We start from the raw sequence: 20,284 nt of genomic DNA, 5'->3' as shown, positions 1-20,284 counted from the left end.
AACGTGCGACCCCGCTCGACCGCGAACGACACACCGTCCACAGCCCGCACCACACCGTCCTCGGTGTCGAACCGCACCCGCAGATCCCTGACCTGCAGGTACGGGCCTTCGCCGCGACGCGGCGCCGGAAACTCCACCATGTCCGATCCCTCCCGTCAGCTCAGCCGGACCCGTGGGTCGATCACCGCGTACAGCACGTCGACGACGATGTTGGCGACCACGATGCACACCGCCGCCAGCAGCACCGTCGCCATCACGACCGGCAGGTTGAGGAACTGCACCGCCTCCACTGTCGCCTTGCCGAGACCCTGGAGGCCGAAGATGGTCTCGGTGATGAACGTGCCGCCGAGGCTGCTGCCGATGTCCAGTCCGGCGATCGTGACGATCGGCGTGATCGCCGCCCGCAGCGCGTGCCGGGTGTGCACCTTCCGGGCGGGCAGTCCTTTCGCCCGGGCGGTACGGACGAAGTCCTCCGACAGCGTCTCCAACATCTGCGCCCGGGACAGCCGGGCGTACAGCGCCGAGTTGAGGAAACCCAGCGTCATCCAGGGCAGGAGCAGTCCGGCAGCCCAGCGGGCCGGGCTCTCGGTCAGCGGGGTGTAGCTGGGGAACGGCAGCAGCCCGGTGGAGTAGACGAGCAGGTAGAGCAGGATCAGCCCGAAGAAGTAGACCTGCATGGACGCCCCGGCCAGCGTGACGCCGATGGCGGCGCGATCGAACGCCGTACCCCGGCGTAGTGCCGACACCATGCCGAGCGAGATGCCGAGGCCGAGCCAGAGCACGGCGCCGCCGAGGACGATGCTGAACGTCACCGGGGCGCGCTGGGCGACGATCTCGGTGACCGGCTGGTTGTTGCGGAACGAGTAGCCCAGGCAGGGCGCCGGGCAGTCCTGCCGGAAGTCGCCCTCGCCGTAGGTGCGGCCGGCAAAGACGCCGCTGACGAAGTCGGCGTACTGCCGGGGCAGCGGCTGGTCGATGCCGAGGCGGCGCTCGACCTGGGCGATGTCCTCGGCCGTGCAGTTCTTGCCGCACATCACCTTCGCCGGGCTGCTCGGCACCGCGAAGAAGAGACCGAACGTGACAAGGCTGATGACGACCAGGGTCAGGGCGGCGACGAGCAGCCGCCGCACGACGAAACGGAACACGGGAGCACCTCCCCCGGGTGGGGCGCGGGGACGGCAGCCGTGACCGCCGCCCCCGCGCGGCTGTCACTTCTTCACGTAGATGCCGTTGAGCGAGATGATTCCGAACGCGTCGCTGAGGAAGGCGTTGCCGACCTTCGAGCCGTGCAGCTCGTAGGTGGCGTCGTAGTAGCAGGGCACGACCGGGGCGTACTTCTCCATGATCATGCGGTCGAGCGCCATCCAGCCGGCGTCCTGCTCGGCGGCCGGCAGGCCGCGGACCCGGTCGATCTCCGCGCTGACCGACGGCTCGTTGAGGTACGACATGTTCTGGTTGCCCTCGGCCACGATCTCCCGGCCGTCGTAGACCGGCGGGATGACTGTCGAGCCGGTGGGCCAGTCCGAGCCCCAGCCGGTGAGGTAGAGGTCGTACGGGTTGTCCTTGCGGCCGACCTCGTCGTAGTAGCTGCTGTTGTCAATCGGCTTCATCACGATGTCGAAGCCCATGTCGGTGAGGTTCTTGCGCAGCGCCTCGGCCTGCTGGGTACGCAGTTCCAGGTTGGAGTGGGCGAGCACCAGCTTCGGCCGCTTGCCGGCGAGCAGTTCGGCGGTCTTGGCCTTGTCGCCGGTGACCGGGGCGTTGAACACGTCGTACGGGACGAAACCGGCTGTGGTGGGTGACATGAGCGTGCTGGCCGGCGAGCCGGCGGCCTGCCCGCCGAGCACCTTGAGCAGGGCGTCCTTGTCGACCGCGTAGTTCAGCGCCCGCCGTACGCCCAGGTCGGTGACCCGCTGGGTGTTGATGCTCAGCACCCAGTTGTACTGCGTCGGGCCGCGCACCACCCGGCCGGCGACGCCGGATCCGGTGGTGCGGGGCAGCACCGACGGCGGCACGTCCGACCAGCTCAGCGCCGCCTGGTCGGCCGGCCCGTCGGCGACCAGCCGCTCGGCGATCTGGGCCTGCTCCAGGCCGAACGTCATCCGGATCGCGTCCGGGTACGCGTTGCGGACCGGGTCGGTCGCCGGATCCCAGTTGGGGTTGCGTTCCAGCTCCAGCGACACGTCGCGCTGGTAGGCCTTCACCCGGTACGGCCCGGACGAGAACGGCCGCAGGTCGTAGTTGGCGCGGGTGTCCTTCGCGGCGGGCACCGGCGCGCTGGTGGGCAGCGCCGCGGCGTACGGCAGGTCGCAGTGCGGCTGCGGGAAGGTGAACCGGATGGTGCGGTCGTCGGGTGTGGTGACGCCGTCGGGCACCGGCTTGCCGCCGTCGTACGGTCCCTTGTAGGAGGCGTTGTACGCCCCGCCGGGGTAGAGCCACTGCTGGATGTAGTGCGGGCCCTCGTTGAGGTTCGCCGCGAACGATCTCGCGATGCCGTGGGCGACGTCCTTGCTGGTCACGGGCGTGCCGTCCTCGTACTTCACGCCGTCGCGCAGGGTGAACTCCCAGACCTTGCAGTCGCCGTTCACGTCCTTGCCGGGGTTGGTGGCCAGGTCGCCGACGAGCAGCAGCTTGCCGGTGCCGTCCTCCTTGTAGCCGTTGAGCGGGCGGTAGAGCAGCCCGCCGGCGACCTGCTGCACATTCACGTAGTTACGGGCCGGGTCGAGGTGCTCGAAGTCGGCCGGCTGCATCACGGTGAGCGTGCCGCCCCGGCTCGCCCCGTCGACGTCCTTCGCCGGGCCCTGGTTGTCGGCGGCCTCGTACGAGATCGAGCCGCTCTGGGTCTTCGTCTCCTGGTCCCCGCCGCCGCTGTCGTCGGTGGTGGGGCTGCAGCCGGCGGCGGCCAGCGCCGCCGCGGCGAGGACACCTGTCAGTGTCCGGGTTCGTGCGCGCACTGCGTGCTCCTTCCTGCCCGGCGGCCCCCGCCGGCCGGGCATGTGACGGCCGTGGGACTACCGGGTGGAGCGGGGATCCAGCGAGTCGCGCAGCGCGTCACCGAGCAGGTTGAACGCCAGGACCAGCAGGAAGATCGTCAACCCGGGGAACAGGGTGTACCAGGGGTCGCTCGCGACGTAGCCGATGCTGTTGAAGATCATGCGACCCAGGTCGGGCGTGGGTTCGGTGACGCCGATGTTGACGAACGCCAGCGCCGCCTCGATGGCGATGAACTGCGGCACCATCAGCGAGACGGTGACCAGGATCGGCGCCCAGATGTTCGGCAGCAGCTGCCGCAGCAGGATGTGCGCGGTGCCGGCGCCGGCGGCCCGGGCCGCGTCGACGAACTCCCGCTCCCGCAGCGAGATCACCTGCCCGCGGACCAGCCGCGCGGTGTACGTCCAGCTGAACAGGCCGAAGGTGGCGATGATCAGGGCCACTCGGAACGCGGGCGTCGGCGCCTCCCGGTCGGAGTAGAAGCGGTCCTGGAGGATCGGGATGACCGCCAGCGCGAAGATGAGGAACGGGAACGCCAGGGTGAGGTCGATCAGCCAGTTGACGACGCTGTCCAGCCAGCCTCTGGCCCACCCGGCGAGCACGCCCACCGCGACCCCGATTCCCGATGCCAGCAACGCCGAGGTGAACGCGATGAACAGGGACGTCCGCAGCCCGTAGACCAGTTGCATGAGGATGTCCCGGCCGCTGCCGGGTTCGAGGCCCAGCCAATGATCGGCGTTGATTCCGCCGGCGTACCCGATCGGCATTCCGAAATCGTTGAGCCGGCCGGCGAACTTGTCGGTCGGGTCGATTCCGGTGAGCTTGCCGAGCAGCGGCGCGCCGAGTGCGACCACCGCGGCGAGGGCGAGCGTCACGGCGCTGGCCCGGGCCGTACGGTCGCGCTTGAGTCGCAGCCAGGCGAGCTGGTTGGGTGACCGGCCGACGAATTCGCCGGGCCGGCCGGCCGGGGCGGGAACGGCCTCGACGTCGGGGCCGGGAGCGGCCGGTGGGTGCGTCAGTTCGCTCATGAGCAGTCCTCCCGATGGGGACGAAAACGCCCTGCCACCCGACGGTAATGCGCTCCGGAGCACTGAAAAGAATCGTTCCGATAACGGCCGTTCCGGTTGTCGTGCATTGACAACGATCCGGCCTACGGAATGCATCGGCGCAATAACGGCGCGATTCGGTTGTCAGCCTTTCAGCCACCTGTACAGCGGTTTCGGAATGCGTTGCCGCAAGGCGCTCAAGCCGTTGTCAGCCGTTCGGCCATTCCACCGCCCACCTCCCCCGTACGTGCCCGTCGATCATGAGGTTGGCGCGGGGTGGGGCGGGGGTTGGAGGGGACGGGTGGGTGGAGAGAATGGGTCGGGGTGTCGCGAGGGGAACGTGGGGGTGCGCGTGGTGGGCGGCCGGGAGTTGCGGGCGGACTGCTCGCGCTGCGCCGGGGTGTGCTGCGTAGCGCCGGCGTTCACCGCGTCGGCCGACTTCGCCATCGACAAGCCGGCCGGGCGGCCCTGCCCGAACCTGGGCGCCGACTTCCGCTGCGGCATCCACACCGAGCTGCGGCAACGCGGCTTTCCCGGCTGCACCGTCTTCGACTGCTTCGGCGCCGGTCAGCACCTCACCCAGCACACGTTCGCCGGGCGCGACTGGCGGGCCGACCCGGCCATCGCACAGCGGATGTTCGACAGCTTCGCCGTGCTGCGACCGCTGCACGAGCTGCTGTGGTACCTGACCGAGGCGGTACGCCTGACCCCTCCCGGCGCGCTGCGCGACGAGCTGACCGCCGCGCTCGACGAGACCGGCCGGCTCACCGACGGCACCCCTGACGACCTGCTCGCCCTCGACGCCGACGCGCACCGGAACCGGGCCAACCGCCTGCTGTCCCGCGCCGCCGAACAGGCCCGCGCCGGACGGGCCGGCCCGGACCGCCGGGGCGCGATGCTGATCGGTGTCGACCTGCGCCGTACCCCGCTGGCCGGCGCGAACCTGCGCGGCGCCTGCCTGATCGGCGCCGACCTGCGGGGCGTACGCCTCGGCGCCGCCGACCTGACCGGCGCGGACCTGCGCGGGGCCGACCTGCGCGGCGCGGACCTGGGCGAGTGCCTGTTCACCCACCAGTCGCAGCTCGACGCCGCGCGCGGCGACCACCGCACGGTCCTGCCGCCAGGGCTACGCCGCCCGGCCCACTGGTCCCTGACGCTGACCCCGGCCCGCCCTCGCCCGCGCCGCCGCTGACCGGACTCGCTCCCGCACCGGCCCGCCCATCGACGAGCCCTCCGGCCCGCCCGCCTTGACCCGGGCTGGTGATCAAGGAGTTTGCGTCCGGCGCAGAGCGGGATCGGGACACGAACTCCTTGATCACCGCGGAACAGGGCAGGGGGCGAGGACGGTGGGTTTGGTGGGGGTGGGGTGGGGTAGGCGGCGCGGACGACGACCGACCGACGGGAGGGCACCGGTGGGGTATCGGGCACGCGACGGTGAGGAGCCGGTCGACCCGGCGCACGCCGAGGACGAGGCCGGGCAGGTTCCGCTGGTGCAGACGGCCGCGGACACCGACGTGCCGGCGCCCGCCCCCGGCACGCCGAAACCGGACGAGGTGACCGAGGACGACGGGTCCGGCATGGCGGGCGGCGCCTCCGGCACCAGCTCGGGCGGCTCCTCGATGCCGACCCACCCGGACGCGGCGCGCGGACCGGACGCCGCCCGCTGAACGGGCACCGGCCCACCAGACCGGCGCCGACCACCCGACCGGCTCGGGCAACCCGACCGGCTCGGGCCACTGAACGTTTGCCGTCACCCGCTGCGGGCAGGAGTGCGACATGACCAGTGAAGAGTCCTTGGGCCGCGCGGCCGACGACGAGCCCGACGGCGCGACCGCGTACGAGGCGTCGCTGCGCCCGCCGGGCGAGTCCCTGCACACCACCGACGACACCGGTGACGACTTCGCCGACCTGCCCGCCGAGGACCGGCGGTCCGCACGGGAGGTGAGCCGGGCCGGTTACGACGTCGCGGCCGTCTCCGGCACCGGCGACCCGTCCGAGGAGCCGGAGGAGATCGAAGAGGGCCGGCCGCTGCGCTGACGCGCGCGCGGGGTGGCGGCCGGGCCGGTGCCCCGCGCCTCGGTCATGCCCCGGTTCGCCAGCGCGTCGGCGCGCTCGTTCTCCGGGTGCCCGTTGTGGCCCTTCACCCACAGCCAGGTCACGTCGTGCCGGGCGCAGGCCGCCTCCAGCGCCTGCCACAGGTCGGCGTTCTTCACCGGCTGCTTCGCGGCGGTCAGCCAGCCGTTGCGCTTCCACGCGTTCAGCCAGCCGGTGATGCCGTTGCGCACGTACGTGCTGTCGGTGTGCAGCCGTACCGTGACCGGGCGGGTCAGGCTCTCCAGCGCGCGAATCGCGGCGGTCAGCTCCATTCGGTTGTTCGTGGTCGGGGTGGCCTCGCCGCCGCACAACTCCCGCTCGTGGCCGCCCCAGCGCAGCACCGCGCCCCATCCGCCGGGCCCGGGATTGCCACTGCACGCGCCGTCGGTCCAGATCTCCACGACCCGGCCGGTCTCCGCCTCCGCCATGCCCGGCAACCTACCGGGTACGCGAGCGCGCGGGACCACCCGACCCGCCGCGCCCGGCTAGCCTGCCGTCATGATCACTCCCCCGGACTTCGCCACACTCTGCAACTTCCGAGACCTCGGCGGATGCCGTACCGGCGACGGCCGCACTGTCGCCCGGGGCCGGCTCTACCGCTCCGACTCGCTGGCCAAGCTCGCCGGTGAGGATCTGGAACGGTTCGCGTCGCTCGGTGTCCGCACGGTGATCGACCTGCGATACCCGTGGGAGATCGCCGACCGGGGCCGGGCGCCGGAGAGCCTCGGCGCGACCTGGCACAACCTGAGCATCGAGCACCGGTCGTACGTGCAGGCGGACATCGACCCCGACGTCGACCCGTGGCGCTACCTGGCCGACCGGTACGCCGAGGTCGCCGAGGACGGCGTGGCCGAACTGCGGCAGGCGCTGGAGCTGATCGCGTACGGCGAGCTGCCGCTGGTGTTCCACTGCGCCTCCGGCAAGGACCGCACCGGGTTGCTCGCCGCGCTGGTGCTGGCCCTGCTCGGCGTGGACGACGACCAGATCGCGGCTGACTTCGCGCGCACCGAGCAGGCCACCGACCGGCTGGTAGCCGAGTGGCGGGAGCGCAACGACGGGGCGACGCCGGGCTGGCCCGCGTACGGGCGGGCGCCCGCCGAGATCATCCGGCTGGTGCTCGCCGACCTGCGGGCCGCACACGGTTCGGTGCGCGGGTACGTGACCGGCCGGCTCGGTGTCGGCGAGGAGACGATCGCCGCGCTGGGGGCCCGGCTCCTCGACGATGACGCGAACCGGCCGCCCGCCCAGGGCGCCACCGGCAGCGCGCCGACCGCGGTCACCCGCTGAGCGTCACCGACGAACGCCGGTGACGACAGCGAACCGGCACCCGTGGCGGCGGAAAGCAGACGACCGGTGGCGGAAAAGCAGACGACGCCGACGCCCCGGTCTGGCACGCTGCGGGATCGTGGACACACGGTGGGACGGCCTGCGGGCCGAGGTGCGGGCGACGATCGGCGAGCTGGTCTCCTCCGGCCGGGAGGCCGGCGTGCAGGTGGCCGCGTACCTGGACGGCGTCGCGATCGTCACCGAGCAGGCCGGGCCGGCCGACACCACGACGGGCCGGCCGATGACCGCCGACACGCCCGTGCACGCGGTCTCCACCGGCAAGGGACTCACCGCCACTGTGGTGCACGTGCTGGCCGAGCGGGGACGGCTCGACTACGACCTGCCGATCGCAGCGGTGTGGCCGGAGTTCGCCCGGCACGGCAAGGGCGGCATCACGCTGCGGCACGTGCTCACCCACACCGCCGGCCTGCCCGCGCTGCCCGCCGACGTCACGCCGGAGGACTTCACCGACTGGACGCACATGTGCGCGCTGCTGGCCGACGCGCGGCCGCTGTGGGCGCCCGGCGAACGGCTGGCGTACCACGCCTGGACGTGGGGCTGGCTGCTCGGCGAGGTGGTCCGGCGGGTCACCGGCGTGCCGGTGTCGCGGGTGCTCGCCGAGGAGGTGGCCGGGCCGCTGGGCGTGGACCGGGAACTGTTCCTCGGCGTGCCGGAAGCGGACCTGCCCCGGCTGGCCCGGCTGGAGGACGCCGGCCTGTCCGCGCTGATGACCTGGGCCGGGGCCAACCTGCCGCACTTCGACGCGGTCGCCCCACCCGCGGTACGCCCGGACACCGTCATCGGCTCACGCCCCGACGTGCTGCGCGCCGACGTGCCGTCGGTCGGCACGATGAGCGCCCGCGCGGTGGCCCGGATGTACGCGGCGCTGCTCGGCCCGGTCGACGGGGTACGGCTGATCTCCGCCGAGCGGATGCGGGAGGTGTCCGCCCCGGCGGTACGCGCGCAGGAGTGGGTGTTCGGGCAGGAGAGCGCGTTCGGCCTCGGGTACGCGGTCGAGGACGACGGATCGTTCGGCACCGCCGGTAGTGGCGGCAGCCTCGCGTTCGCGTACCCGGGACTGGGGTTGACGGTGGCGGCGGTGCGCAACCGGCTCGGCGCGGGCGACGGCGACCCGATGGAGCGACTGCGGACGCTGGTGCGCGACCGCGTCGCCGAGGCGACCGGCCACCGGTAGCGCGCCAGCCGGCGGGGCGCCGGCCACGGGGCTTTGCTGCTTTAATATGGGCCTAGTAAAGCAGCAAAGGGGCTGACCGTGTTCGTCTTCCGGCTCGACACCCACTCCGGCGTGCCGCCGTACCTGCAACTCGTCCAGCAGGTCCGCCAGGCGGTGCTGCTGGGCTTCCTCCAACCCGGTGACCGCCTCCCGCTCATCCGCGAGGTGGTCGAGGACCTGGCCATCAATCCGAACACCGTCGCCAAGGCGTACCGGCAGATGGAGCAGGAGAACCTGGTCACCGGCCGGCCCGGCCAGGGCACGTTCGTCACCGAACAGCAGTCGGCCGCGATGTCGGCGTCGACGTACACGTCGCTACGCCGCGGCCTGGAGACCTGGCTGCGCCGCGCGTACGCGGCCGGCCTCGATGAACAGGCGGTCGACGCGTTGTTCGCCTCCGTTCGCCAGCAGACGAGAAACGAGGACGTGGCGTGACGGCGACCGGGTTCGCGCTGCGCACCGACGGTCTGGGCAAGCGGTACCGGAAGGGCTGGGCGTTGCGCGACTGCACAGTGGCCCTGCCGGAGGGCGGCGTGATCGCCCTGGTCGGGCCGAACGGTGCGGGCAAGACCACGCTGCTGCGCCTGGTCGTCGGGCTGCTGGCGCCGAGCACCGGCACGGTGGAGGTCCTCGGCCACGACGTCACGGCGAGCACCCCGCGGACGCTGTCCCGGATCGGGTTCCTGGCCCAGGACCACCCGCTGTACAAGCGCTTCACCGTCGCCGAGATGCTCCGCTTCGGCCGGGCCTGCAACCTGCGGTTCGACAACGGGCTGGCCGAGCGCCGGCTGGCGACGCTGGGCATCCCGCTCGACCGCAGGACCGGTGCGCTCTCCGGCGGGCAGCAGGCCCAGGTCGCGCTGGCGCTGGCCCTGGCGAAGCGGCCGGACCTGCTCGTCCTCGACGAACCGGTGGCCAGCCTCGACCCGCTGGCCCGGCACGAGTTCCTGCAGGTCCTCATGGGCGCGGTGGCCGAAGGCGGGGTGACCGTCCTGTTCTCCTCCCACGTCGTGCACGAGCTGGAACGCGCCTGCGACCACCTGGTCGTGCTCAACCAGGGCCGGGTCACGCTCACCGGTGACATCGACACCCTCCTCGCCGAGCACCGGCTACTCGTCGGCCCGCGCACGGCCACCGACCCCGACCGGTCCGGCGCCGTGGTGGAGGCCGTCCACAGCGACCGGCACACCACCCTGCTGGTACGCGACGGCGGGCTCCCCGCCGCGCCCGGGTGGCAGGCCCGGCCGGTCGCGCTGGAGGACCTGGTGCTGGCGTACCTGCGCCGGCCCTCCCAGCCGGACGCCGCGCTCACGCCGCAGGTGCCGGCATGACGTGGCTGATCTGGCGCCAGCACCGGACCGAGGTCTGCGTCCTGGGTCTGCTCGTCGGCATCTCCGGCGTCGCCCTGCTCGTGCTCGGGACGCAGGCCCACGACCTGTTCCCCGGCGGCCCCGCCCGGTGCGCGGGGCAGACCGGCGTCGACGAGGCCTGCGCGGCGTCCTTCCGCCGGCTCGACGAGGAGTACGGCTACGTCGAGAACCTCCTGGCGGCCTTCTACCTGGTCCCCGTCGTCATCGGCGCGTTCCTCGGCGCGCCGCTGCTCGCACGCGAACTGGAGGACGGCACCTGGCAGCTCGCCTGGACGCAGGCCGTGCCGCGGATGCGCTGGCTGGCGGCCAAGCTCGCCGCGCTGGCCGGCGTCACCGTCGCGCTCACCGGGATGTTCACCGCTGTGCTCACCTGGTTCCGTCAGCCGTTCGACGCGTGGGAGGGGCGGTTCCAGTACGACGCCTTCGACCTGGAAGGGCTTGTTCCGGTGGCGTACGCGCTGTTCGCCTTCGGCGTCGCCACCGCCGCGGGGGCGATCCTGCGACGCAGCCTGCCCGCGTTCGGCGTCGCCTTCGGGGCGTTCCTCGCCGCCCGGATGTCGGTGGCGCTGCTGGCCCGCCCCGCGTACGCCACGCCGCTCACCGCCACGGCACCCATCCCCGCCGCGGGGTCGGACGACCGGCAACGGCCCGTGCCCGGCATCGCCGACTGGGTGATCGAACACGGCTACACGGACGCCACCGGACGCAGGCTGAGCCGGACCGAGTACGACGAGCTGGCAGGCGCCGCCGACCGGGCCGGCACCAACCTCAGCCAGTTCCTGCACGCGCGGGGCATCCAGCAGTTCGGCGTCTACCACCCCGCCGACCGGTTCTGGACGTTCCAGCTCATCGAGGCGGCCCTGTTCGTCGCCGTCGCGGCGGTCCTGATCGGCGTGGTGGTGTGGCGGGTACGGCGCCGGATGATCTAGTACGGGCTAGCGGCGCAGCCGGGCACGCAGCCGGCCGGCCGCGTCGCCGAGCACCGCGCCGGTCATCGGCAGCAGCGGGCTGGACCGCATCACCGCCAGATCCTCCGCCGGGCTGGTCACGCCGTCGAGGAACCGCAGCACCCGCTCCGGCGGGTTGCGGTCGAACAGCCGCTCGAAGAACTCCACCCCGCCGACGTGGCCCTGGTCCAGCGCGCGCAGCGCCACCGCGTCCATCCACAGGTGCCGGCCCGGATACGCGGGCGCCGGCACCGGCGGGCGGCCGGCGGCGAGCGCCCGGGCCACCTGGTCGGCCTGGCGCAGCATCGCGGAGAACGTGAACCCGGTGGACGGGCGGGTCGCCCCACCGGCGGTGCCCAGCCGCACCACGCGCGGGCTCGGGCGGGACTCGAACGGGCCGTCGGTCATCGGGATCACGCCGTCCTCGACCTCCCGCACCCGCAACGCGGTCAGGTCCAAACCGAGCAGGCCGGCGTACCCGCGCAGCGCCGCGTCGTAGCCGGCGTCGTCGAGCACCGCCGGGCCGAACTCGGTGTACTCGACGAGCGCGAACCGGTCGTCGACAGGCAGCACGTACCCGAAGGAGACGCCGCGCTGCGGCTGCGGGGTGCGGAAGTCCATCAGCACCGCCCGATCCGGGTCGAACGTCGGCCGGTCGGCGGCCAGCCACCAGCCGCGGAAGTGCTGCAACCAGCTGGTGCGCCCCGGCCGCTTCGGCCGCCGGGGCCGGGAGTCGAGGACCCACCCGGCCCGCACCAGATCCCGGCCGTCCGGGTCGCGGACCGTCACCGTCTCACCGTCGTCGTGCAGCTCCCCCGCCGGGGCGCTGATCCGCACCGCGTCCAGCCGCCGTTCGGCCTCGGCAGCCCGGTCGTAGACCGGGGCGGAGCGGAGCATGGCGTACCGCAGGGGGTCGAGCGTCAGGACGCGGCGGCCGGCGGGCGTGACCACGTCGACCTGCGACCAGCTCGCGCTCAGCAGCGGGTCCAGGTCGTCGCCGGGCAGGCCCCAGAACGCCCAGGTGCGGTCCTGGCCACGCTTGTGCACCGGGTCGACCACCGCGACCCGCAGCCCGGACACGCCGTGCCGGCCCAGCGCGGCCAGGACCAGGGACGCGGCGCCGCCGCCGCCGACCAGCGCGAGGTCGACGTCGACCGGGAAGGATGCGTGCATCCGGCCACGCTGTCACATCGGCGGAGGTGGCAACCGGCCGACCCGCGCTCAGGCCACCGGCGCGGGCTTCTGCGGCGCCGGCTCGGCGTAGGCGGCGGCCACCGTCGCCCGGTCGAAGACCCGCCACGTCGCGGCGATCACCGCGACCGCCACCACGAAGCCCACCCAGTACGGCGCGGTGATGCCGAACCGGGCCGCCACCACGCCGCCGAGCAGCGCGCCGACGCAGTTGCCGCCCGCCGCGACGAACAACGTGGTGCTGCCGACCCGGCCCATCAACGCGGGCGGGGTGAGCCGCTGCCGCAGCGAGTTCGCCACGATGTTCCACAACGCGCTGTGCGCCCCGAACGCGAACAGCGCGAACCCGACCACGATCGCGCTGCGGGACGCGGCGAGCGCCAGGTGCAACCCCGCCTCGACCAGCAGACCCGTCCGCACCGTCCAGGTGGGTGTGATCGCGGCGATCAGCCGGTCCCCCACCAGCGAGCCGAGCACGCCACCCACTGCCATGCAGGTGAACAACGCGCCGTAGCCCACCGAGCCCAGCCCCAGCCGCTCGGTGGCGAGCAGCACCAGCACCGCCACCGCGGCGGTGAGCGTGACGTTCAGCAGGCCGATCAGCACCGTCATGGTGCGCAGCAGCCGCTGCCCCCACAGCCAGCGGAACCCCTCCGCGACCTCCGCCCGCACCGACGGCTGCTCCTGCGGCGCCGGCCCGGCACGGTACGTACCGGCGAGCAGACCGACAAGGACGGCGGACAGCGCGTACGTGCCGGCGTTGAGCGCGAACGGTAGCGACGCCGCCAGCGCGAACAGGAACCCGCCGAGCGGGCCGGCGATCATGTTCTGCATCACCTGCGTGCCGCCACCCAGCCACCCGTTGGCGCGTTCCAGCAGCGAGCGCGGCACCACCGCCGGCAGCACCGCCTGCGCGGCGGTACGGAACACCACCTCGCCGGTGTTCACCACGAACAGCACCGCGTAGAGCAGCGCGATCCCGGCCCGGTCGAGCAGCATGGCCACCGCCAGCGCGGCGAGTGCGGCGACGCGTACCCAGTCGATGAGCACCATCAGCCGGCGCCGGTCCACCCGGTCCGCCAGCACGCCACCGGGCAGCGCGAACAGCAGCCACGGCAGCCACGACACCGCAGCCCCGGCCGACACCACCAGCGGATCGTCGGTGATCGACGCCACGTACAGTGGCGCGGCCACCGTCGCCGTCCCGCTGCCCAGCGCGGAAAGCGTGCTCGCCGTCCACAGTCGGGCGAAGCGCCCGCCGAGCCGTTTCCCCGTCACGGCGAGGCAACCTACCAGCGACGATGAACCCTGCCGACCGGTTTTACCGCCGGGCCACCACCACCGGCGCGGGCGGATCGGCCACGTCGAGCACCACGTCCGCGTGCCGGGCGGCGAGGTCGTCGGCGAGCCGGGCCAGCACCTGCGCCCGCGTCCCGCTCATCCGCGCGCCCCCGGCGGGCGGCGGGAGTTGAGGCGGGCCGCCTGCCGGTTCAGGTGGTCGCGTTCGGCCAGGCTGGCCGCGCGACGGGCCGCCTCCGCGTACAGCGCGGCCGCCCGGTCCGGGTCGCCGTCGCGTTCGTGCAGGTAGGCGGCCACCGCCGTGTACCGGGGCAAAGTGTCGTCGAGCGCCGCGAGCGCCGCCAGCCCGGCGCGCGGGCCGTCCGCCTCGCCGACGGCGACCGCCCGGTTGAGGCGGGCGATCGGGTTGCCGGTCAGGCGGACGAGTTCGTCGTACCACTCGACGATCTGCACCCAGTCGGTCTCGGCCGCGGTGGGCGCGTCCGCGTGCAGCGCCGCGATCGCGGCCTGGGCCTGGAACTCGCCGAGCCGGTCGCGGGACAGCGCGGTCTGCAGGACGCCGACGCCCTCGGCGATCAGCGTGGTGTCCCACCGGCTGCGGGCCTGCTCGGCCAGCGGCACCAGGCTGCCGTCGGGCGCGGTCCGGCCGGCGCGACGGGCGTGGTGCAGCAGCATGAGCGCGAGCAGCCCGGCCACCTCGGGGTGGTCGATGGCGGCGGCGAGTTGCCGGGTGAGCCGGATCGCCTCGGCGGCCAGGTCCACGTCGCCGGAGTAGCCCTCGTTGAACACCAGGTACAGCACCCGCAGCACGGTGGCCACATCGCCGGGCTGGTCGAAGCGCACCCCGGACACGGTGCGCTTCGCCCGGCTGATCCGCTGCGCCATGGTGGCCTCGGGCACCAGGTACGCCTGCGCGATCTGCCGGGTGGTGAGCCCGCCGACGGCGCGCAGCGTCAACGCGACGGCCGACGACGGGCTCAGCGACGGATGCGCGCAGAGGAAGTAGAGCCGCAGCGTGTCGTCCACAGCGGACACGGGGCCGGACGGCGGCTCCTCGTCCACGGCGTCCTCGCGCCGGCGCCGGGCGGCGTCGGCGCGAGCCACGTCGAGGATCCGCCGCCACGCCACGGTGACCAGCCAGCCCTTCGAATCGCGGGGCATGTCGGCCGGCCAGACACGCAGCGCCTCCACGAGCGCGTCCTGCACGGCGTCCTCGGCCGCCGCGAAGTCGACTCCGCGGCGGACGAGGACACCGAGCACGCCCGGGATGAGGCTGCGGAGCGCGACCTCGTCCATCGGCCGGGTCACTCGGTGATGGTGGGCGGCCCGGTCAGGAACGGGCGCAGCTCAAGCCACTCGTGGATCGGCTTGCCGCCCTGCCCCGGCGCGGCCGACAGCTCGGCGGCCAGTTCGAGCGCGCGGTCGTAGCTGTCCACGTCGATCACCATCCAGCCGGCGATGAGGTCCTTCGTCTCGGCGAACGGGCCGTCGGTGACCGGCGGGCGTCCCTCGCCGTCGTAGCGGACGAACGTGCCCTCCGGGGCGAGCGCCTGACCGTCGACGTACTCGCCGCTCTCCTGCAGCCGCGCCGCGAACTCCTGCATGTAGCGCACGTGCGCGGAGATCTCCTCCGGCGTCCACTTGTCGATCATCGGCATGTCGGACACCGGCGTCGGGCCGCCGCGGTAGTGCTTCAGGAGCAGGTACTTCATCTGTGTCTCCTCGTGGAGGGTGCGACCCATTCTGGCCGCGTTCACTCCGGGGACGAAGCCGCTCTGGCGTTCTCGACATCGGTGGCGGAGAAATTTCGGGCGACACATCGCGTAGGGCATCCTAGGAGGCTAGTTCTGATGGTCCGGGTCGCCTGCCCCCGTCGCGGCGGCCCGGACCCGTCATCGGATCGCCCGGCCGTCAGCGGGCGGCGGTCCGGCGCAGGCCGGTGATCAGCACCACGCCCGCGACCAGGTGCAACGCCACCAGCGTCAGCGTCGCCGCGCCGCCCACTCCCCCGCCCAGCGGCCCGAGCACCGACACTGGCAGCACCAGCACCGCGACCACCGTCCACGCGGTCCGGGCGCGGGCGGTGACCCGCTCCAGCAGGGCCAGCAGCGCCCAGCCGGCCAGCCCGGCGAGCAGCGTGCTCACCACCACGGCCACCGGGGTCACCCGCTGGTCGGTGGAGCCCGTGCGCGCGATCAGCTCCACCCCGGCCACCGGTACCGCGACCACCCAGCCCAGCAGCGTGGCGGCGGTCGCCGCGAGCACCGTGAGCAGACGGTCCCGGCGGCGATTCGGGCGGGCGGCGACGGTCGGGATCGTGGTCTCCATCGGTGACTCCTCCACATCGGGACGACTGCCGGAAACGCTAGGTCCGGCGGGGCGTCGCGCGGATCGGGCGGCGGAGCGGTTCCCGGCTCCGCCGCCGGAACGACCACCGGCCCGGATCTCCGTCTGGCGACCGATGAGATGCGGTGAACCGGCGGCCTAGCATCCGGACATGACATGCGCGTCCCGGTCCCGGTTCCTGCTGCTGCTCGACGGCGGAGTCGCCACCGCGAGCCTCGCCGTCTGCCTGCTCGCGCTGCTGGCCTCCGACGCCGGCCCGGACACGACCGGCGCGACCGCCGTCGCGGTCGCCCTCGCCGTCGCGCAGGCCGGCTGTCTGCTGTGGATCCGGCGCCACCCGGGGTACGCCCTCACTGCCGCCGCGCTGGCAGGCGTCGGCCTGGAGGCGCTCTGCCCGCAGCTCGGCTGGCTCGGCCTGGTCGCGGTGCCGATGGCGTACGTGGCCCGGCTGCGCCCACCCCGGTACTCGCTGGTGGCGCTCGGGCTGCTGCTGGCGCCCACGCCGTGGAAGCTGGTCACCGGCGGCTGGCGGGACCTGCTGCTCGCGGTGACCGCGCTGGGCCTGAGCTGGACGCTGGGCGAGTTGCAGCGGGGCCAGGCGCAGCGGCGCTGCGCCTGGGAACGGCACGTACTCGCGACCGAACGGGAACGCATCTCCCGGGAGCTGCACGACGTGGTGGCGCACCACGTCGCGGTCATCGCCGTACAGGCCGCCGCCGCCGAGGACGTGTTCGACACGCAGCCGGCCCAGGCGCGGGCCGCGCTCGGCGCGATCGACGTGGCGGCCCGGTCTGCGCTCGCCGACCTGCGTGCCATGCTGCACGCGCTCGCCGTCGACGACGGGTCCGGGCAGGGCGGGCCACAGCCAGGGCTGGCGCAGCTCGACGCGCTCGCCGACGCGGTACGCGCGGTCGGCCTGCCCGTGACGCTGCGCCGGGAGGGTGACGGCGAGGCGCTGCCCGGCGGGGTGCAGCTGTCGGCGTACCGGATCGTGCAGGAGTCGCTCACGAACGCGCTGCGCCACGGGCACGCCACACGCGCCGACGTGGACGTCCGCTACCTCGACGGCGTACTGCGGCTGGAGGTCGTCAACGACGGCCCGGCGCCCGCCCGCCGGCCCGGTACGCCTACCGGGCGCGGCATCGTCGGGATGCGGGAGCGGGCCCGGCTGCTCGGCGGCACGCTCGACGCCGGCCCGCTGCCGGCCGGCGGGTTCCGGGTCCACGCACGACTGCCGGTGGGAGCGGGCCGGTGACCGTGCGGGTGGTGGTCGCCGACGACCAGGAGCTGATCCGCGCCGGGCTGCGCACAGTGCTCGACGCGCGGCCCGACCTCACGGTGGTCGGCGAGGCCGCCGACGGCGTCGAGGCGGTGGCGGTGGCGACCCGCACCCGGCCGGACGTGGTGCTGATGGACGTCCGGATGCCCCGGCGCGACGGCATCGCCGCCACCCGCGACCTGGTCACGGCCGGCAACCCGGCGCGGGTGATCATGCTGACCACGTTCGACCTGGACGAGCACGTCTATGCCGCGCTGCGCGCCGGGGCGAGTGCGTTCCTGCTCAAGGACACCCGCCCGGCCGACCTCGCCGAGGCGGTACGCGTGGTGGCCCGGGGCGAGGCGCTGCTCGCGCCCACTGTGACCCGGCGGCTGCTGGACCGGTACGCCGGCCGGCTGCCCGCGCCCGCGCCCACCGGCGACGCGCTCGCCCCGCTGACCGCCCGCGAGCGGGAGGTGCTGACGCTCACCGCACGGGCACTGTCCAATGCGGAGATCGCCGCGCGGCTGCACCTGAGCACCGCCACCGTGAAGACGCACGTCTCGGCGATCCTGACCAAGCTGGGCCTGCGCGACCGGATCCAGGCGGTGGTGCTCGCGTACGACACCGGGCTGGTCCGGCCGGAGCCACCGGTCCGGTAGGCGCCAATCGGACACCGGACCCAGACCCGCCGGATCGGGATCTTCCGCCGCCCGGCCTGGCCCGGCATGTCCGCCGTCTCGTGGCGGCAGGGAGCACACCGGACGGCAACGAAGATTTCTCAATTACCCCCAGTGACCACCGCAACCCTCCTAGTGTTGGCGACACCGGTGCTCGTCACGGAGTTGGCCACCCGAACGACGTCCCACGCCTACAGCGGACGAAAAGTGAGGGAAGACGCGGATGAAGGCACAGTCATTTCTCGGATCGGCGGCGTTCGGCGTGGGCCTCGGCGCACTGCTGCTCCCGGCCGCCGCGCTGGCGGACACCAGAGTCTCACCCGCCACCACCCCGGTCGGCGGCACCGTCGTGCTGACCACCACATGCAACCCGAACGCCGGTGACGCGATCTTCCGGGTCACCGGCCCGGACCGGGACCAGAACGTCCGGTCCACCACGGCCGCCGCGGGCGGTGGCCTGAGCGCCGAACTGTTCACCGCCGGGTTCACGCTCGGCACGTACACGGTGGCCACCACGTGCGGCGACGGCAGCGACGGCGGCAGCGCCACGTTCGCCGTCACGCCGATCGGCGGCGCGCAGGCCGGTGGCGGCGGACGCGACGGCGACACCGGCGTGCTCGTCACCGGTGGCGTGCTGGCCGCCGGGGCGCTCGCCGGCGGCGCGTACGCGGTCATCCGCCGGCGTCGCGCGGGCGCCGCAGCCTGACCGGCCCGCCGAGCGGCCCGCCCGCGCCGGACGTCCCGGCGCGGGCGCCGCGTCCCTGTCGGACGGAGATGGGATGCTGTCGGAGTCGCAGCGGCGGGCGCGCCTGCACACAGTCGTCGTGGTCACCGCCGTCACGCTCGCCGCCGCCACCGGCGCCGGGCTGGTCTCGGCCGGGCTCGGCAGCACGTCGACGCCACCGCCGCAGCCCGGCGGCTCCGCCGCGCCGGCCACCGAACGCCCCGGCACGACCGGCCCGGTGCTGCCCCGCGCCACGCCGGTGCGGGTCACCATCCCGCGCATCGGCGTGGACGCCGACATCGTCCCGGTCGCCACCGACGCCGACGGCGCGCTCGAGGTGCCGCCGCTGGAACGGCCGGAGGTCACCGGCTGGTACCACCCCGGTCCCGCCCCCGGCCAGGCCGGCAACGCCGTGCTGGTCGGGCACGTCGACTCGCAGCACGGCCCGGCGGTCTTCTTCGACCTCGGGCGGCTGCGCGGCGGCGACACGATCCGGGTGCTGCGGGCCGACGGCCGGACCGCGACGTTCACTGTGGACGGCGTCGGCGCGTACCCCAAGGAGCGTTTCCCCACCGCGCGGGTCTACGGCGGCGACGCGGCGGCCCGGTTGCGGCTGATCACGTGCGGCGGGCGGTTCGACCCGCGGACCGGCAGCTACCCGGACAACATCGTCGTCTTCGCCACCGCGACCCGGTGACGCTCAGCCCGCCAGGTCGGCCAGTTCCGCGTCGAGCAGATCCGCCAGCAGGTCCACCCGGCCCGGGTCGTTGTCGGCGGTGATGTTCCGGCTGGGCATCTCGACAGTCATCAGCAGGTAGAGGTACAGCCGGTAGAGCCCGAGCCGCCGTCGCGCCCCGCCGTCGAGCGGGAACGGCGCCGCCTCGCGGTAGGCGCGCACCAGCGGGTCGTCCGGCTCGTCCTCGGCGCGGCGGAACAGCAGCGGCGACACGAGGTCCATCAGCGGGTCGCCCCACAGGTACCGCTCGCCGTCGACCAGGGCGGTGAGCCGGGGGGTGCCGTCCGGCCCGTCGACGGCCAGCACGTTCCCGGCCCAGCCGTCGAAGTGCAGCAGCGCCGGACGGTCGACCGCGTCGAGCACCGCCGCGTGCCGGGCCACCAGCTCACGGATCCGGGACGCGGGCACCGGCAGCGGCACCGACCAGTCCGCGGCGTCGGCGAGCAGGTCGTCCACCATGGCCGTGTAGGCGTCCCGCCAGGTCGGGCCGGAGGCCCGGTCGCCGTCGTAGCCGTACCGCTCGCCGGTGACCGTGTGCAGCGCGGCGAGCGCGCGGCCGAACTCGGCGCGCAGCGGCCCGACGTCCGCGCCGGCCCGGGTCAGGTCCCAGAGGGTACGACCTGGCAGTCGCGCCATGAGCAGCCAGTCACCGAGGTCGGGGGCGGTGCCGTGGTGCAGCAGCGCCGGTGTGGGCACCCCCGGTGCGCGGTCGGCCACCAGGCGCAGGTAGTGCGCCTCCGCGCCGATCATGTCGCGCTCGTAGCGCAGCAGCGGCACGTGCGGCGGCGGACCGACCTTGAGCACCACGTCCCGGTCGTCGGTGAGGCGCACCCACCAGACGGCGGCGAAGCCGCCACCGGTCAGCGGGCCGCAGTCGGCCACCTCGGCGCCGGGTCCGAGCGAGGCGGTGAGGTAGCGGCGGACCTGCGCGGAGTCGAGGGCACGCTGAGTCGGACTCACGCTCATGGTCCGGGGAGCCTAGTGCGTCGAGGTGCCGGGAAGGGCCCCTGCCGAACGCCGGCCCCGGCGCTTGGGAGAATCG

Annotated in this window: 22 protein-coding genes and 1 pseudogene; 12 read left to right on the top strand and 11 right to left on the bottom strand. The window is 73.7% G+C overall.

Features of this window, described 5'->3' with window-relative positions; translation table 11 throughout:
• The 4 genes and pseudogenes from ACFYO8_RS03455 to ACFYO8_RS03440 form a co-directional block, all read right to left on the bottom strand.
• Window positions 1-140, bottom strand: a pseudogene (locus ACFYO8_RS03455) (ABC transporter ATP-binding protein); the annotation flags it as partial.
• A gap of 15 nt (window positions 141-155) precedes the next feature.
• A complete protein-coding gene (locus tag ACFYO8_RS03450; protein WP_387256774.1) occupies window positions 156-1,145 on the bottom strand; it encodes an ABC transporter permease in 990 nt (329 codons plus the stop codon).
• 63 nt (window positions 1,146-1,208) lie between these two features.
• Entirely contained in the window at window positions 1,209-2,954 is a 1,746-nt protein-coding gene (locus ACFYO8_RS03445; protein WP_355096498.1) for an ABC transporter substrate-binding protein, read from the bottom strand.
• A gap of 57 nt (window positions 2,955-3,011) precedes the next feature.
• Window positions 3,012-4,019, bottom strand: coding sequence for an ABC transporter permease (locus ACFYO8_RS03440; protein WP_354863395.1), 1,008 nt, complete (start codon window positions 4,017-4,019; stop codon window positions 3,012-3,014).
• A gap of 364 nt (window positions 4,020-4,383) precedes the next feature.
• Here ACFYO8_RS03440 and ACFYO8_RS03435 point away from each other — a divergent pair, with 364 nt between their 5' ends.
• The 3 genes from ACFYO8_RS03435 (at window position 4,384) to ACFYO8_RS03425 (ending at window position 6,074) form a co-directional block, all read left to right on the top strand.
• The gene (locus tag ACFYO8_RS03435) at window positions 4,384-5,229 is read left to right on the top strand and encodes a pentapeptide repeat-containing protein (RefSeq protein ID WP_387256781.1); all 846 of its coding nucleotides are present in this window, start codon (window positions 4,384-4,386) and stop codon (window positions 5,227-5,229) included.
• Between the two features lie 220 nt (window positions 5,230-5,449).
• A complete protein-coding gene (locus ACFYO8_RS03430; RefSeq protein ID WP_357707814.1) occupies window positions 5,450-5,704 on the top strand; it encodes a preprotein translocase YidC in 255 nt (84 codons plus the stop codon).
• 109 nt (window positions 5,705-5,813) lie between these two features.
• Entirely contained in the window at window positions 5,814-6,074 is a 261-nt protein-coding gene (locus tag ACFYO8_RS03425) for a hypothetical protein (RefSeq protein ID WP_357707817.1), read from the top strand.
• Here ACFYO8_RS03425 and rnhA read toward each other — a convergent pair.
• Window positions 5,993-6,559 carry a ribonuclease HI gene (gene rnhA / locus ACFYO8_RS03420; RefSeq protein WP_357707819.1) on the bottom strand — a complete coding sequence of 189 codons (567 nt, stop codon included), beginning with the start codon at window positions 6,557-6,559 and terminating at the stop codon, window positions 5,993-5,995. The two genes, ACFYO8_RS03425 and rnhA, sit on opposite strands and share 82 nt — an antisense overlap.
• 70 nt (window positions 6,560-6,629) lie before the next feature.
• On the opposite strand from rnhA, the gene ACFYO8_RS03415 reads away from it, so the two are divergent.
• The 5 genes from ACFYO8_RS03415 (at window position 6,630) to ACFYO8_RS03395 (ending at window position 10,990) form a co-directional block, all read left to right on the top strand.
• The gene (locus tag ACFYO8_RS03415) at window positions 6,630-7,418 is read left to right on the top strand and encodes a tyrosine-protein phosphatase (protein ID WP_354863399.1); all 789 of its coding nucleotides are present in this window, start codon (window positions 6,630-6,632) and stop codon (window positions 7,416-7,418) included.
• 118 nt (window positions 7,419-7,536) lie between these two features.
• Entirely contained in the window at window positions 7,537-8,652 is a 1,116-nt protein-coding gene (locus tag ACFYO8_RS03410) for a serine hydrolase domain-containing protein (RefSeq protein WP_354863400.1), read from the top strand.
• A gap of 78 nt (window positions 8,653-8,730) precedes the next feature.
• Window positions 8,731-9,126, top strand: a complete 396-nt coding sequence (locus ACFYO8_RS03405) for a GntR family transcriptional regulator (RefSeq protein WP_357708037.1) — start codon at window positions 8,731-8,733, stop codon at window positions 9,124-9,126.
• Entirely contained in the window at window positions 9,123-10,022 is a 900-nt protein-coding gene (locus ACFYO8_RS03400; protein WP_354863402.1) for an ABC transporter ATP-binding protein, read from the top strand. Before ACFYO8_RS03405 ends, ACFYO8_RS03400 begins: the two co-directional genes overlap by 4 nt.
• Window positions 10,019-10,990, top strand: coding sequence for an ABC transporter permease subunit (locus tag ACFYO8_RS03395; protein ID WP_354863403.1), 972 nt, complete (start codon window positions 10,019-10,021; stop codon window positions 10,988-10,990). The genes ACFYO8_RS03400 and ACFYO8_RS03395 overlap by 4 nt, the downstream gene beginning before the upstream one ends.
• 6 nt (window positions 10,991-10,996) lie before the next feature.
• Here the strand turns inward: ACFYO8_RS03395 and ACFYO8_RS03390 are convergent, their stop codons facing one another.
• The 5 genes from ACFYO8_RS03390 to ACFYO8_RS03370 form a co-directional block, all read right to left on the bottom strand.
• Window positions 10,997-12,181, bottom strand: a complete 1,185-nt coding sequence (locus ACFYO8_RS03390) for a lycopene cyclase family protein (RefSeq protein WP_354863404.1) — start codon at window positions 12,179-12,181, stop codon at window positions 10,997-10,999.
• Window positions 12,182-12,229: 48 nt separating this feature from the next.
• The gene (locus ACFYO8_RS03385; protein WP_354863405.1) at window positions 12,230-13,477 is read right to left on the bottom strand and encodes an MFS transporter; all 1,248 of its coding nucleotides are present in this window, start codon (window positions 13,475-13,477) and stop codon (window positions 12,230-12,232) included.
• Window positions 13,478-13,636: 159 nt separating this feature from the next.
• Window positions 13,637-14,794: a DUF6596 domain-containing protein gene (locus ACFYO8_RS03380; protein WP_354864474.1), complete on the bottom strand. Its 1,158-nt coding sequence runs from the start codon at window positions 14,792-14,794 to the stop codon at window positions 13,637-13,639.
• An 8-nt stretch (window positions 14,795-14,802) separates the two neighbouring features.
• Window positions 14,803-15,210: a YciI family protein gene (locus ACFYO8_RS03375; RefSeq protein ID WP_354863406.1), complete on the bottom strand. Its 408-nt coding sequence runs from the start codon at window positions 15,208-15,210 to the stop codon at window positions 14,803-14,805.
• Window positions 15,211-15,409: 199 nt separating this feature from the next.
• A complete protein-coding gene (locus ACFYO8_RS03370) occupies window positions 15,410-15,826 on the bottom strand; it encodes a DUF6069 family protein (protein ID WP_354863407.1) in 417 nt (138 codons plus the stop codon).
• Window positions 15,827-15,995: 169 nt separating this feature from the next.
• Between ACFYO8_RS03370 and ACFYO8_RS03365 the strand changes: the two genes are divergently transcribed.
• The 4 genes from ACFYO8_RS03365 (at window position 15,996) to ACFYO8_RS03350 (ending at window position 19,203) form a co-directional block, all read left to right on the top strand.
• Window positions 15,996-17,099 (top strand): histidine kinase, encoded by a 1,104-nt coding sequence (locus tag ACFYO8_RS03365; RefSeq protein ID WP_357707828.1) that lies wholly within the window; start codon window positions 15,996-15,998, stop codon window positions 17,097-17,099.
• The gene (locus ACFYO8_RS03360) at window positions 17,096-17,764 is read left to right on the top strand and encodes a response regulator (RefSeq protein ID WP_387256771.1); all 669 of its coding nucleotides are present in this window, start codon (window positions 17,096-17,098) and stop codon (window positions 17,762-17,764) included. Before ACFYO8_RS03365 ends, ACFYO8_RS03360 begins: the two co-directional genes overlap by 4 nt.
• A gap of 241 nt (window positions 17,765-18,005) precedes the next feature.
• Entirely contained in the window at window positions 18,006-18,488 is a 483-nt protein-coding gene (locus tag ACFYO8_RS03355; protein ID WP_354863410.1) for a hypothetical protein, read from the top strand.
• Window positions 18,489-18,561: 73 nt separating this feature from the next.
• Window positions 18,562-19,203 carry a class F sortase gene (locus tag ACFYO8_RS03350; RefSeq protein WP_354863411.1) on the top strand — a complete coding sequence of 214 codons (642 nt, stop codon included), beginning with the start codon at window positions 18,562-18,564 and terminating at the stop codon, window positions 19,201-19,203.
• A 3-nt stretch (window positions 19,204-19,206) separates the two neighbouring features.
• Here ACFYO8_RS03350 and ACFYO8_RS03345 read toward each other — a convergent pair whose 3' ends face one another.
• Window positions 19,207-20,208, bottom strand: a complete 1,002-nt coding sequence (locus tag ACFYO8_RS03345) for a phosphotransferase family protein (RefSeq protein ID WP_387256769.1) — start codon at window positions 20,206-20,208, stop codon at window positions 19,207-19,209.
• Between the last annotated feature and the right edge of the window lie 76 nt (window positions 20,209-20,284).

The organism is Micromonospora sp. NPDC005257 (assembly GCF_042872445.1).
GTDB lineage: Bacteria > Actinomycetota > Actinomycetes > Mycobacteriales > Micromonosporaceae > Micromonospora.
Note: the sequence above shows the minus strand (reverse complement) of the source record. Positions and strands in the feature narration are given on the sequence as shown.